Consider the following 12670-nt stretch of genomic DNA (forward strand, 5'->3'; position numbering starts at 1 on the left):
CGTATCATCCATCAATGAAACAGCACCGCCGTCTTCTGCAGGGTGATCCACACCCCCCAGGCCAGCGGAATCACCACCACCGCCCAGGCCACCAGCACCAGCGGCAGGCTGCCTGGCGCCGCGTGCCATTCCAGCGAACGCGCGGAATCGGCGCCCTTGTCATGGCTCAGCGCGCGCTCGGCCGCCAGTTCGGCATCGGTCATGAAGTACTTGTCCGCCACCGGGCGCACCAGCATGTTGCAGATGAACCCCAGCACCAGCAGGCCGGCCAGGATGTACAACGTCATGTCGTAGGCCGCGGCCCGTTCCACGCCCGCCGCCAGCTGCGCTTCGCGCAGGTAGGTGATCAGCACCGGGCCGAGCACGCCAGCGGCAGCCCAGGCAGTCAGCAGGCGACCATGGATGGCACCGACCATCTGCGTGCCGAACAGGTCGGCCAGGTACGCCGGCACGGTGGCGAAGCCGCCGCCGTACATCGACAGGATGATGCAGAACGCCGCCACGAACAGCGCCACGTTGCCGATATGGCCCATGTTCGGCACCAGGCTGTAGAGGCCCACGCCCAAGGCGAAGAAGGCGAAGTAGGTGTTCTTGCGGCCGATATAGTCGGAGAACGACGCCCAGAAGAAGCGCCCGCCGATGTTGAACAGGCTCAGCAGGCCGGTGAAGCCGGCGGCGATCGCGGCGATCTGCGCCAGCTGCGCGGCATTCAGCTCACCGAAGGTCAGCTCGTTGCCCAGCAGCTTGCCGGCGAACACTTCCTGCAGCAGTGGCGAAGCCATGCCGAGAATGCCGATGCCGGCCGACACGTTCAGGCACAGCACCAGCCACACCAGGGCGAACTGCGGGGTTTTCCAGGCCACGCTGACGTGCACGTGACGGTCGGTGACCATGGCGTTGGCTTTCTTCGCCGGCGGTGTCCAGCCTTCGGGCTTCCAGCCGGTCGGCGGTACGCGGTAGGCCAGGGCGCCCGCGGTCATGAACACGAAGTAGATCGCGGCCATGGCAACAAAGCTCTGCCATACGCCCACTTCGGTCGCGCTGCCGAAATGGCCCATGAGCGCGGTGGCCAGAGGAGCGCCCACCATGGCACCTCCACCAAAGCCCATGATCGCCATGCCGGTGGCCATGCCACGCTTGTCCGGGAACCACTTGATCAGCGTCGACACCGGCGAGATGTAGCCCAATCCCAGGCCGATCCCGCCGATCACCCCCGAGCCCAGCCACATCAACCACAGCTGATGGGTCTTCACGCCGATCGCCGAGATCAGCAGGCCGCCGCACCAGCACAGTGCCGAGACCAGGCCGGCCTTGCGCGGGCCGGCGTGCTCCAGCCAACCGCCAAGTACCGCGGCCGAGCAGCCGAGGAACACGAAGAACAGGGTGTAGATCCAGCTGAGCATGGAGATCGGCCAGTCGCACTCGGCGCTGAACAGGCGGGCGACGAAGCCCATGTCGGCGGCGCAGGCCACCGGCGCGCTGACACCCAGGGCCTGCGACAGCGGCAGCCAGAACACCGAGAAGCCATAGGCCATGCCGATGCACAGGTGAATGGCCAGGGCCGCCGGCGGCACCAGCCAGCGGTTGAAGCCCGGGCGGGCGATGATGCGCTCCTTCGACAGGAAGCCCGGCGTGCTCGCCACCGCTCCCGCCGTGATACTGCTGTTCATGGATTGATCCTTTTGTAGGTGGGCTGTGCGCGTGGACGGCTCTGTATGGCTGCACGCAAGGCAGCCCGGCCGCTTCAGGCATCACCCGCGACAATGGGTCGCGGGGCTCCACGGGCGGGCGCAAGATTACCAGCAGCGGGTGACATGAAAGCAATCTGATATCGTGTTTTTTTCGACAGCTGAATCGGTATTTCGTGTATCCAGGTGAGGTTGTGTCGCCTGTTCCGGCCTCATCGCGGGGCTAGCCCGCTCCCACGCAGATCTTGACCAGCGTGGGAGCGGGCTAGCCCCGCGATGGCCCGAGCAGGCAATAAATGAACTGCTGCCATTGCCACTGTCGAAATGTCGGATACGCAGTGCCTACACCCGCAGCGCTATACTCGCCGCTGAAATTCATAATCGGACTACAAGGACTCGCCCATGAAAGCGTTCGGCAAAATCCTGGGGCTGGGGCTTCTCGGGTTGTTGCTGATCATCGTGGCGCTGGGCTTCGCCCTGACCCACCTCTTCGATCCCAACGACTACAAAGAAGAAATCCGCCAGTTGGCCCGCGACAAGGCCCATGTGGAACTGACCCTCAACGGCGACATCGGCTGGAGCCTGTTTCCGTGGCTGGGCCTGGAGCTGCACGAAGCCAGCATCGCCACGCTGAACAACCCCAAGGTGCCTTTCGCCGACCTGCAGATGCTCGGCCTGTCGGTGCGCGTGCTGCCTCTGCTGCGCCGTGAAGTGCAGATGAGCGACGTGCGGGTCGAAGGCCTCAACCTGACGCTGACCCGCGATGCCAACGGCCATGGCAACTGGGAAGACATCGGCAAGCCATTGCCCGACCCGGCGATCGCCAACGCACCGGCGAGCACGCCCGATGCAAGCTCGGCGACAGAACCAGCCAAGCCGGAAAGTGGCGAGCGCTCGGTCAAGCTCGATATCGACAGCCTGACCGTCAACAACGCCCGCGTGCTGTATACCGACGAGAAAGCCGGCCAGACCTACGGCGCCGAAAGTATCCAGTTGAGCACCGGCCCCGTGCACGAAGGCGTGAACATCCCGCTCAAGGCCAGCGCCTTCCTCAGCGCCAGCCAACCGAACCTGAAGGCGCGTACCGAGCTGACCGGCGAGCTGCGCTTCGACCGCCGTCTCAAGCGCTACAACCTCGAGGACATGCGCCTGTCCGGCGAAACCTCGGGCGAGCCACTGGCCGGCAAGACCATGACCTTCGCCGCCCAAGGCCAGGTGCTGGTCGACCTGGCGGCCAATGTCGCCTCCTGGAGCGGCCTGAAAGTCTCGGCCAACCAGTTGCGCGCCCTGGGCGAGCTGAACGTGCGCGACCTCGACAAGACGCCGCAGGTCAGCGGCGGCCTGTCCATCGCCCAGTTCGACCTGCGCACCTTCCTCGACGGTATCGGCCACCCGCTGCCCGCCACCGCCGATGCGGCAGCGTTCAAGAAGCTGGAGCTGGTCACCCGCCTGCAAGGCACGCCGAACAGTCTCGCCCTCGAAGACCTGGCGGTGAAGCTGGACGACAGCACCTTCACTGGCCGTGTCGCCGTGGACGACTTCGCCAAGCAGGCCCTGCGCATGCGCCTTAAGGGCGACACGTTCGACGCCGACCGCTACCTGCCGGCCAAGAGCGAGGAGGCCAAGGGTGCCACCGCAGCGCGCCAGGCCGAGGTCAAGCAGCAGGAAGCCAGCGCCGTCGCCGGCGCCGGCTCCACGCCGCTACCCGACGCACCGACGCAAGTGGCCTGGAGCAGCGACAAGCTGCTGCCGGTCGACCGCCTGCGCGCCCTCGATCTGCAGGCCGACCTGTCGTTCGGCGCCCTGACGCTGGACAAGCTACCGATCAGCGATGCGCAACTGACCGCCAGCGGCCAAGGCGGCCTGGTCACCCTGCAAACCCTGCGCGGCGCCCTGTACAACGGCACCTTCGAGGCCAAGGGCACTGTCGATGTACGCCCCGCCGTGCCGCAGATCGGCGTCAACACCAAGATCAACCGCGTGCCAGTGGAACACTTCATCAAGCGTGAATCCCCGGAGCAGGCGCCGCCAGTCAAGGGCCTGCTGACCCTGAACAGCGACCTCACCGCCACCGGCAACAGCCAGAAGGCGCTGGTCGATACGCTCAACGGTAACGCCAGCTTCACCATCAACGACGGCGTGCTGGTCAACGCCAATCTGGAACAGCAACTGTGCCAGGCCATCGCCACCCTCAACCGCAAGCAACTCAGCGGCGAGCCCCGTGGCAAGGACACGCCGTTCCAGGAGCTGCGCGGCAGCCTGGTATTGCGCAACGGCGTGGCCAGCAACCCGGACCTCAAGGCGCGCATCCCGGGCCTGACCGTCAACGGCCACGGCGACCTCGACCTGCGCGTGCTGGGCATGGACTACAACGTCGGCGTGGTCGTCGAAGGCGACCAACGCGCCATGCCCGACCCGGCCTGCCAGGTCAACGAGCGCTATGTCGGCGTCGAAGTGCCGCTGCGCTGCCGTGGCCCGCTGGAGCTGGGCGCCAAGGCCTGCCGCCTGGACCAGGACGGCCTGGGCAAGGTTGCCGCCAAGCTGGCCGGCAACCGCCTGAAAGACAAGATCGATGAAAAGCTCGAAGAGAAACTCGGAGACAAGGTGAGCCCGGAACTCAAAGATGCGCTCAAGGGGTTGTTCAAACGATGACCCCCCAGCAGTTCTCTAGCGCCGTGCTGGATTGGTACGACCAGCACGGCCGGCATGACTTGCCCTGGCAACAGGGCATCACCCCGTATCGGGTGTGGGTGTCGGAAATCATGTTGCAGCAGACCCAGGTCAGCACCGTGCTCAACTACTTCGACCGCTTCATGCAGGCCCTGCCCACCGTGCAGGCGCTGGCCGAGGCGCCGGAGGACGAGGTGCTGCACCTGTGGACGGGCCTGGGCTACTACACCCGTGCCCGTAACCTGCAAAAGGCCGCGAAGATCGTCGTCGAGCAACATGGCGGCGAGTTTCCGCGCAGCGTCGAGCAACTCACCGAACTGCCCGGCATTGGCCGCTCCACCGCCGGGGCCATCGCCAGTATCAGCATGGGCATCCGCGCGCCGATCCTCGACGGCAACGTCAAGCGCGTGCTGGCCCGCTTCACCGCCCAGGCCGGCTACCCGGGCGAGCCGAAGGTGGCCAACCAGCTGTGGGCCAGCGCCGAACGCTTCACGCCGATGACCCGGGCCAACCACTACACCCAGGCAATGATGGACATGGGCGCGACGCTGTGCACGCGCAGCAAGCCCAGTTGCCTGATCTGCCCGTTGCAGCGCGGTTGCGAAGCGCACCTGCACGGCGAGGAGACCCGCTATCCCGAGCCCAAGCCGCGCAAGGCCCTGCCCCAGCGCAAGACCCTGATGCCGCTGCTGACCAACCACGAGGGCGCGATCCTGCTCTATCGTCGGCCCTCCAGCGGCCTGTGGGGCGGGCTGTGGAGCCTGCCGGAGCTGGACAGCCTCGAGCAGCTCGAAGACCTCGCCTACCAGCACGGCCTGCGCCTGGCCGGCAGCCAGGCCCTGACAGGCCTGACCCACACCTTCAGCCATTTCCAGCTGGCCATCGAGCCCTGGCTGGTGCGCGTCGACCCCGTCGGCGCGCACGTGGCCGAGCCCGACTGGCTCTGGTATAACCTCGCCACCCCGCCGCGCCTGGGCCTCGCCGCCCCGGTCAAGAAGCTGCTGCAACGCGCGGCCGACGAACTGATTGCAGGAGAGAAGCCATGACCCGCACCGTGAAGTGCCGCAAGTACAACGAAGAACTCCCAGGCCTCGACCGCCCGCCCTACCCGGGCGCCAAGGGCCAGGACATCTTCGAGCACATCTCGCAGAAGGCCTGGAAGGAGTGGCAGGACCACCAGACCATGCTGATCAACGAGAAGCGCCTGAACATGATGAACGCCGAGGATCGCAAGTTCATCCAGGCCGAGATGGACAAGTTCTTCGCCGGTGAGGACTACGCCCAGGCCGAAGGCTACGTGCCGCCCTCGAATTGACCCCGAAAATCGTAAGCGACGGAATTAATTTAAATTTTTTCAAAAAGTCGTTGACGATCAGTTCGGAAATCTATTTAATGCACCTCGTCGCCCAGATAGCTCAGTCGGTAGAGCAGAGGATTGAAAATCCTCGTGTCGGCGGTTCGACTCCGTCTCTGGGCACCACCTTCAGCTTCTGGTGGTTGCAAAGTTACCCGAAGCGACACAAGAAACCCGCCTAGTGCGGGTTTTTTGTTGCCTGCGATTTTTACCTCAACAATCCTGCACCGCGGGTTGATCGATATCAAAAAGCCACCCACCACAAGCTCATAGGATGGAAGGTGGACATTCGACCGACCCCCGCAAGGACCTCCATGAGCGAAGAATCCGCCACCCTCCTCCTGCCAGCGCCCACCGAGGCCGGTAGCAGCCCCAAGCCTGCCCCTCGTCCTCGTCGCCCACGCCAGCGCAAACCGGCCATCAGCACCGCCGCGCAAGAGACCATTACCCAGGTCAGCCAGCAACCTGCAGCCCTGGAAGTGGCCAACGCCCGCAAAGGCAGCAACGAAGACAGCACCTCGGCGCGCCTGCCGGCCAGCTACCCCTACCGCACGCGCATGCGCCGCCAGGACTACGAGAAGGCCAAGCACGACCTGCAGATCGAGCTGCTCAAGGTGCAGAACTGGGTGAAGGAAACCGGCCAGCGCATCGTCGTGCTGTTCGAGGGCCGTGATGCTGCGGGCAAGGGCGGCACCATCAAACGCTTCATGGAACACCTGAACCCGCGTGGCGCGCGCATCGTGGCGCTGGAGAAACCGTCGGAGCAGGAAAAGGGCCAGTGGTACTTCCAGCGTTATGTGCAGCACCTGCCCACAGCCGGTGAAATGGTGTTCTTCGACCGCTCCTGGTACAACCGTGCCGGGGTCGAGAAGGTGATGGACTTCTGCTCGCCGCTGCAATACCTGGAGTTCATGCGCCAGGCACCAGACCTCGAACGCATGCTGTGCAACAGCGGTATCCTGCTGTTCAAGTTCTGGTTCTCGGTGAACCGCGAAGAGCAACTGCGCCGTTTCATCTCCCGCCGCGACGACCCGCTCAAGCACTGGAAACTCTCGCCCATCGACATCAAGTCGCTGGACAAGTGGGAGGACTACACCGCCGCCAAGGAAGCGATGTTCTTCCATACCGACACGGCCGATGCGCCATGGACGGTGATCAAGTCGGACGACAAGAAACGCGCGCGGATCAACTGCATTCGTCACTTCCTGCACTCGCTGGATTATCCGGGCAAGGACCACAGCGTGGCGCATGCGCCGGATCCGCTGCTGGTCGGACGGGCTTCGCGGGGGTTCGAGGAGGATGAGCCGGCGGCGCTGGTGAGCTGAACACTTAGGGGCCGCCAGGCGGCCTCTTGGGTTTCTCGCGCAACTACGCTTCAATACGCGCCTTTACCAGTCAGCCCAAGGATCCACCCATGGCCACCAACACCAAGCAACAGAAACGCGCCAAGCGCGCCGCCACCAAGGCCAAGCAGAACCGCATGGTGCGCAGCGGCCAGGCGGTCAAGACCAGCGCCGGCGACAGCGCCAGTGTCGAGCAGGTGTTCAACAAGGCCATGGAATCGGGCAGCTACAACAGCCTGTTCGAAAAAATGAAGGAAGCCCAGGAAAACGGCCTGGTGCCGATGATCTCGGTATTCCTGGTCGACCCGCTGCTGGCACTGGTGCTCAAGGGCCACAAGGAAGAACACGCCACTGACTACATCGTCCTGGTGTTCACCGCCTACCGCAAATGGCTGGACGGCGCCGACGAGGACGCGACCATGGCGTGGCTGGAGAGCGACGAGTTCCAGGACGCCTATGTCACCGCCTCGGAGGTCGTGGCCAAGCAGCAACAACAGCAGAAGCAGTTCGGCTGACCGGAAATCCGCAGGAGCGGCGGTGCGCCGCTCCCACGACCCGCCTCAAAGGCAAACAAAAAGGCCGCGCCCTTCACAGGACGCGGCCTTTTCATTTCACTTGGGGATCAGCTATCCAGCGCCACACGCGCAGCAGCGCCACGCTTGCGGTGCACCAGCAGACCAGCCGCTACCACACCAATGCTCAGGATTGCCGTGGCGATGATCTCGGCACGGTGATCTTCGCGCAGCGCCATCACCGCCAGCACGGCGATAATGAAGGCAATGGTCGCCCAGGTCAGGCCCGGGAACATCCACATCTTGAACGAGATCTTCTCGCCCTTGGCTTCACGCTGGGCACGCATGCGCAGTTGCGACACGGCGATCACCAGGTACACCAGCAGGGCGATGGCGCCGGAGCTGGCCAGCAGGAACTCGAACACCTCGGCCGGGGCCAGGAAGTTGGCGAACACGCACAGGAAGGCCGCGGCGGTGGACAGCAGTACGGCCCAGTGCGGGGTGCCGGCCTTGGTGGTGCGCTGGGCGATTGCCGGAGCGTCGCCGCGCTTGCTCAGGGAGAAGAGCATGCGCGAAGAGGTGTACAGCGCCGAGTTCAGGCAGCTGGTCACGGCGATCAGCACGACGATGTCGACGATCAGCTTGGCGTTCGGCACGCCGATCAGGCTGAGGACAGTCTGGTAGGAACCTTTCTCGGCCAGGGTCGGGTCGTTCCATGGAACCATGGCCACGACCAGGAAGATCGACACCAGGTAGAACAGGCAGATACGCCAGATCACCGAGTTGGTGGCGCGGCTGATCTGCTTGCCCGGATCCTTCGATTCGGCGGCGGCGATGGTGACGATCTCGGTACCCATGAAGGAGAACATGGTGGTCAGCATGGCGGCCAGCACGGCGCCCAGGCCATTGGGCATAAAGCCCTGGGTGTCGAACAGGTGGCTGACGCCGCTGATCTGGCTGCTCGGCACCATGCCGAACATGGCCGCGCAACCGACGACGATGAAGCCGATGATCGCCAGCACCTTGAGCAGGGCGAACCAGAACTCGAACTCACCGTAGTTCTTCACGCTGAACAGGTTGGTGATGGTCAGCGCCAGGGTAATGATCAACGAGAACGCCCACAGGTCCACCGACGGGAACCAGGCATGCAGGATGGCGGCGGCGGCGTTGGCCTCCAGCGGAATCACCAGCACCCAGAACCACCAGTACAACCAGCCGATGGTGAAACCGGCCCAGCGCCCGATGGCGCGGTCGGCGTAGGTAGAGAAGGAACCGGTGTCAGGCGAGGCGACGGCCATTTCGCCGAGCATGCGCATCACCAGCACGACCAGGGTACCGGCCGCGGCGTAGGCCAGCAGCACGGCGGGGCCGGCGGCGGCGATGGCATGGCCGGAGCCGACGAACAGCCCGGCGCCGATCACGCCGGCGATGGACAGCATGGTCACATGCCGTTGCTTGAGCCCCTGAGCGAGGTCATTGGAATTGTTACCGCTCATAAAACTACCTTTGTAAGGAGGTGGACTACACGAATGACTGGCCAGCGCGCCGGGGTGTGGATAGGCGTCGCCGCATTCAGTGGTTTCCAGAGGGCAATAAGCGGGCCACCTGAGAATGACTTTCGTCTGAAATGTTTCCGTCACCAATAACGACGCGGCTTGCAGGGCATTGTGCCAAGCTTTGACCGGAAGGCCACCAAAACCCCATGCCAAGTCCGGATTACGGAAATACCCACTTACAAACGCACCAAAGGTGCTCCTCGGTAACACCTGTGCACGAAATCTGCTCAACAGAAAGCGCAACCAACAGGCGCAACCTTGCCCCCGCCAAGTCCGCGACACAGTGCCACCCGGCTAAAAACGGCTTCCCAGACCGGGCCAAAGCTGGCACCATCGCGCCTTTTTTCATCAAGGCTCCGGTGCTGGGCAAAACGCTATTGCGGACATCCTGGCGACAGTCCACTGCAGCGATGCGACAAACTGTCCCACCAGCGACCCGAGCACCCCGCGACCCGGTTGGCCGCCGTTGCGCCGCTATGCTAGCGTGGCGCTCGCCAGGAAGGCCGCCAACAGCTGGGAACGCACCCGAACACATGAGGACCGCAAATGGCTCAGGCCACGCCCGCGCTGGAAATCCGCAACCTGCACAAACGCTATGGCGAGCAGGAAATTCTCAAGGGCATTTCGCTGACCGCGCGCGACGGTGACGTGATCTCCATCCTCGGCTCGTCCGGCTCTGGCAAGTCCACCCTGCTGCGCTGCATCAACCTGCTGGAGAACCCACACCAGGGCGAGATCCTGGTCGCCGGTGAAGCCCTCAAGCTCAAGGCGCAGAAAAACGGCGACCTGATCGCCGCCGACAACCGCCAGATCAACCGCCTGCGCAGCGAGATCGGCTTTGTCTTCCAGAATTTCAACCTGTGGCCGCACATGTCGATCCTCGACAACATCATCGAGGCGCCACGCCGCGTGCTCGGCCAGAGCAAGGCCGAGGCCATCGAGCATGCCGAGGCGCTGTTGAACAAGGTCGGTATCTTCGACAAGCGCCACAGCTACCCCGCCCAGCTTTCCGGTGGCCAGCAACAGCGTGCCGCCATCGCCCGTACCCTGGCCATGAAGCCCAAGGTCATCCTGTTCGACGAGCCAACCTCGGCGCTCGATCCGGAAATGGTCCAGGAAGTGCTTAACGTCATCCGCGCCCTGGCCGAAGAAGGCCGTACCATGCTGCTGGTGACGCACGAGATGAACTTTGCCCGCCAGGTGTCCAGTGAAGTGGTCTTCCTGCACCAGGGCCTGGTCGAAGAGCAGGGATCGCCGCAGCAGGTCTTCGAGAACCCGACCTCGGCGCGTTGCAAGCAATTCATGTCCAGCCACCGCTAACGGAGCAACACGAATGCAGACCTACAAGAAATTCCTCCTGGCCGCTGCCACCACGCTGGTGTTCTCGGCCAATGCCCTGGCCGCCGAAAAACTGAAAATGGGCATCGAGGCAGCCTACCCGCCGTTCAACAACAAGGATGCCAGCGGCCAGGTGGTCGGCTTCGACAAGGATATCGGTGACGCCCTGTGCGCCAAGATGAAGGTCGAATGCGAGGTGGCCGTCTCCGACTGGGACGGTATCATCCCGGCGCTGAACGCCAAGAAGTCCGACTTCATCATCTCCTCGCTGTCGATCACCGACGAGCGTAAGCAGGCCGTTGACTTCACCGACCCCTACTACTCGAACAAGCAGCAGTTCATCGCACCGAAAAACGTCGACTTCAAGACCGACCGCGCTTCGCTCAAGGGTAAGACCATCGGCACCCAGCGCGCCACTCAGGCGGCTACCTGGCTGGACGACAACGGCGGCATGGACGGCGAGTTCAAGGTCAACCTGTATGACGGCCAGGAAAATGCCTACCTCGACCTCACCTCCGGCCGCGTCGATGCCATCCTCGCCGACAAGTACGCCAACTACGACTGGCTGAAGTCCGACGCCGGCAAGAACTACGAGTTCAAAGGCGACCCGGTCAACGAGAGCGACAAGGTAGGCATTGCCGTGCGCAAAGGCGACAACGAGCTGCGTAACAAGCTCAATGCCGCACTGAAGGAAATCGTCGCCGACGGTACCTACAAGAAGATCAACGACAAGTACTTCCCGTTCAGCATCTATTGATTCGCCCCGACAGGCATCGCCACTTTGGCGATGCCTGTCCCTTGAACAAACTTACCCATGAATATCGACCTGCACGGATTCGGCCCGGCCATGATGGCCGGTACCCTGATGACCGTAAAACTGGCGCTCTGCGCCTTGCTGCTGGGGCTTGTCCTGGGCCTGCTCGGCGCCCTGGCCAAGACCTCGCCGATCAAGCCGCTGCAATGGCTTGGTGGCACCTATTCGACGTTGGTGCGCGGCGTACCCGAACTGCTCTGGGTGCTGCTCATCTACTTCGGCACCGTCGGGCTGATGAACAGCCTTGGCGAACTGCTGAACATGCCTGGCCTGGAGCTCAGTGCCTTCACCGCCGGCGTGATCGCCCTCGGCCTGTGCTTTGGCGCCTACGCCACGGAAGTGTTCCGCGGCGCGATCCTGGCCATCCCCAAGGGCCATCGTGAAGCGGGCCTGGCCCTGGGCCTGTCCAAGGGCCGCATCCTGTCGCGGATCATCCTGCCGCAGATGTGGCGCATCGCCCTGCCGGGCCTGGGCAACCTGTTCATGATCCTGATGAAGGACACCGCGCTGGTGTCGGTGATCGGCCTGGAAGAGATCATGCGCCACGCGCAGATCGGCGTGACCGTCACCAAGGAGCCGTTCACCTTCTACGCCGTGGCCGCCTGCATCTACCTGGGCCTGACCGTGATTGCCATGACCGGCATGCACTTCCTGGAAAAGCGCGCCGCTCGCGGCTTCATGAGGGCCGAATAAATGAACTGGGAAGTCATCATCAAGTGGCTGCCACGCCTGGCGCAAGGCGCGACGCTGACCCTGGAGCTGGTGGCCATCGCGGTCATCGCCGGCCTGATCCTGGCCATTCCACTGGGCGTGGCGCGCTCGTCGCGGCACTGGTACGTGCGCGCCCTGCCCTTCGGTTACATCTTCTTCTTCCGCGGCACGCCGCTGCTGGTGCAGCTGTTCCTGGTCTACTACGGCCTGGCCCAGTTCGATGTGGTGCGCAACAGCTCGCTGTGGCCGTACCTGCGCGATCCGTTCTGGTGCACGGTGTTGACCATGACCCTGCACACCGCCGCCTATATCGCCGAGATCCTGCGCGGCGCCCTGCAGGCGATTCCCAAGGGCGAGATCGAAGCAGCACGGGCGCTGGGCATGTCACGGGGCAAAACGCTGCTCTACATCATGCTGCCGCGCGCCGCGCGCATCGGCCTGCCGGCCTACAGCAACGAAGTGATCCTGATGCTCAAGGCCAGCGCCCTGGCCAGTACCGTCACCTTGCTGGAGCTGACCGGCATGGCGCGGACCATCATTGCCCGGACCTACCTGCCGGTGGAGATCTTCTTTGCCGCCGGGGTGTTCTACCTGCTGATCTCGTTCGTGCTGGTTCAAGGTTTCAAAGTGCTGGAGCGCTGGCTGCGCGTGGATGCCTGCCAAGGGCGTTGAAGCTATAAACGA

11 protein-coding genes and 1 tRNA gene are annotated in these 12670 nt (G+C 63.8%); 10 read left to right on the forward strand and 2 right to left on the reverse strand.

Features of this window, described 5'->3' with window-relative positions:
- Positions 1 to 11 precede the first annotated feature (11 nt).
- Positions 12 to 1670 (reverse strand): OFA family MFS transporter, encoded by a 1659-nt coding sequence (locus tag ABZO33_RS01345; protein WP_414534554.1) that lies wholly within the window; start codon positions 1668 to 1670, stop codon positions 12 to 14.
- A gap of 420 nt (positions 1671 to 2090) precedes the next feature.
- Between ABZO33_RS01345 and ABZO33_RS01350 the strand changes: the two genes are divergently transcribed.
- The 6 genes from ABZO33_RS01350 (at position 2091) to ABZO33_RS01375 (ending at position 7570) form a co-directional block, all read left to right on the forward strand.
- Positions 2091 to 4340 (forward strand): AsmA family protein, encoded by a 2250-nt coding sequence (locus ABZO33_RS01350; RefSeq protein WP_414534555.1) that lies wholly within the window; start codon positions 2091 to 2093, stop codon positions 4338 to 4340.
- Positions 4337 to 5404 (forward strand): A/G-specific adenine glycosylase, encoded by a 1068-nt coding sequence (gene mutY, locus ABZO33_RS01355; protein ID WP_414534556.1) that lies wholly within the window; start codon positions 4337 to 4339, stop codon positions 5402 to 5404. The genes ABZO33_RS01350 and mutY overlap by 4 nt, the downstream gene beginning before the upstream one ends.
- Positions 5401 to 5673, forward strand: coding sequence for an oxidative damage protection protein (locus tag ABZO33_RS01360; protein ID WP_011536185.1), 273 nt, complete (start codon positions 5401 to 5403; stop codon positions 5671 to 5673). Before mutY ends, ABZO33_RS01360 begins: the two co-directional genes overlap by 4 nt.
- Before the next feature lie 89 nt (positions 5674 to 5762).
- Positions 5763 to 5838: transfer RNA gene (locus ABZO33_RS01365), tRNA-Phe, on the forward strand.
- A 188-nt stretch (positions 5839 to 6026) separates the two neighbouring features.
- Complete coding sequence (ppk2, locus tag ABZO33_RS01370) at positions 6027 to 7037, forward strand: polyphosphate kinase 2 (protein WP_414534557.1); 1011 nt, start codon at positions 6027 to 6029, stop codon at positions 7035 to 7037.
- Between the two features lie 89 nt (positions 7038 to 7126).
- On the forward strand, positions 7127 to 7570 hold the full coding sequence (locus tag ABZO33_RS01375; protein ID WP_414534558.1) for a hypothetical protein: 444 nt from the start codon (positions 7127 to 7129) through the stop codon (positions 7568 to 7570).
- A 107-nt stretch (positions 7571 to 7677) separates the two neighbouring features.
- On the opposite strand, the gene gabP is transcribed toward ABZO33_RS01375, so the two are convergent.
- The gene (gabP, locus tag ABZO33_RS01380) at positions 7678 to 9063 is read right to left on the reverse strand and encodes a GABA permease (protein WP_110697283.1); all 1386 of its coding nucleotides are present in this window, start codon (positions 9061 to 9063) and stop codon (positions 7678 to 7680) included.
- Positions 9064 to 9669: 606 nt separating this feature from the next.
- Here gabP and ABZO33_RS01385 point away from each other — a divergent pair.
- From ABZO33_RS01385 to ABZO33_RS01400, 4 genes are read left to right on the forward strand one after another with little or no spacing between them, the layout of a single operon-like run.
- Positions 9670 to 10443 (forward strand): ABC transporter ATP-binding protein, encoded by a 774-nt coding sequence (locus ABZO33_RS01385; protein ID WP_046853793.1) that lies wholly within the window; start codon positions 9670 to 9672, stop codon positions 10441 to 10443.
- A gap of 13 nt (positions 10444 to 10456) precedes the next feature.
- Entirely contained in the window at positions 10457 to 11218 is a 762-nt protein-coding gene (locus tag ABZO33_RS01390) for an ABC transporter substrate-binding protein (protein WP_414534559.1), read from the forward strand.
- A gap of 57 nt (positions 11219 to 11275) precedes the next feature.
- Positions 11276 to 11968: an ABC transporter permease gene (locus ABZO33_RS01395; RefSeq protein ID WP_023630848.1), complete on the forward strand. Its 693-nt coding sequence runs from the start codon at positions 11276 to 11278 to the stop codon at positions 11966 to 11968.
- On the forward strand, positions 11969 to 12658 hold the full coding sequence (locus ABZO33_RS01400) for an ABC transporter permease (RefSeq protein WP_110697277.1): 690 nt from the start codon (positions 11969 to 11971) through the stop codon (positions 12656 to 12658).
- The last annotated feature ends 12 nt before the right edge of the window (positions 12659 to 12670 follow it).

The organism is Pseudomonas sp. CAM1A, assembly GCF_047501685.1.
Classification (GTDB): Bacteria; Pseudomonadota; Gammaproteobacteria; order Pseudomonadales; family Pseudomonadaceae; genus Aquipseudomonas.

Bases quoted from the DNA above. Each gene is read 5' to 3' on its own strand.
- ABZO33_RS01345 (WP_414534554.1), bottom strand. From the start codon at position 1,670: ATGAACAGCAGTATCACGGCGGGAGCGGTGGCGAGCACGCCGGGCTTC.
- ABZO33_RS01350 (WP_414534555.1), top strand. From the start codon at position 2,091: ATGAAAGCGTTCGGCAAAATCCTGGGGCTGGGGCTTCTCGGGTTGTTG.
- mutY (WP_414534556.1), top strand. From the start codon at position 4,337: ATGACCCCCCAGCAGTTCTCTAGCGCCGTGCTGGATTGGTACGACCAG.
- ABZO33_RS01360 (WP_011536185.1), top strand. From the start codon at position 5,401: ATGACCCGCACCGTGAAGTGCCGCAAGTACAACGAAGAACTCCCAGGC.
- ppk2 (WP_414534557.1), top strand. From the start codon at position 6,027: ATGAGCGAAGAATCCGCCACCCTCCTCCTGCCAGCGCCCACCGAGGCC.
- ABZO33_RS01375 (WP_414534558.1), top strand. From the start codon at position 7,127: ATGGCCACCAACACCAAGCAACAGAAACGCGCCAAGCGCGCCGCCACC.
- gabP (WP_110697283.1), bottom strand. From the start codon at position 9,063: ATGAGCGGTAACAATTCCAATGACCTCGCTCAGGGGCTCAAGCAACGG.
- ABZO33_RS01385 (WP_046853793.1), top strand. From the start codon at position 9,670: ATGGCTCAGGCCACGCCCGCGCTGGAAATCCGCAACCTGCACAAACGC.
- ABZO33_RS01390 (WP_414534559.1), top strand. From the start codon at position 10,457: ATGCAGACCTACAAGAAATTCCTCCTGGCCGCTGCCACCACGCTGGTG.
- ABZO33_RS01395 (WP_023630848.1), top strand. From the start codon at position 11,276: ATGAATATCGACCTGCACGGATTCGGCCCGGCCATGATGGCCGGTACC.
- ABZO33_RS01400 (WP_110697277.1), top strand. From the start codon at position 11,969: ATGAACTGGGAAGTCATCATCAAGTGGCTGCCACGCCTGGCGCAAGGC.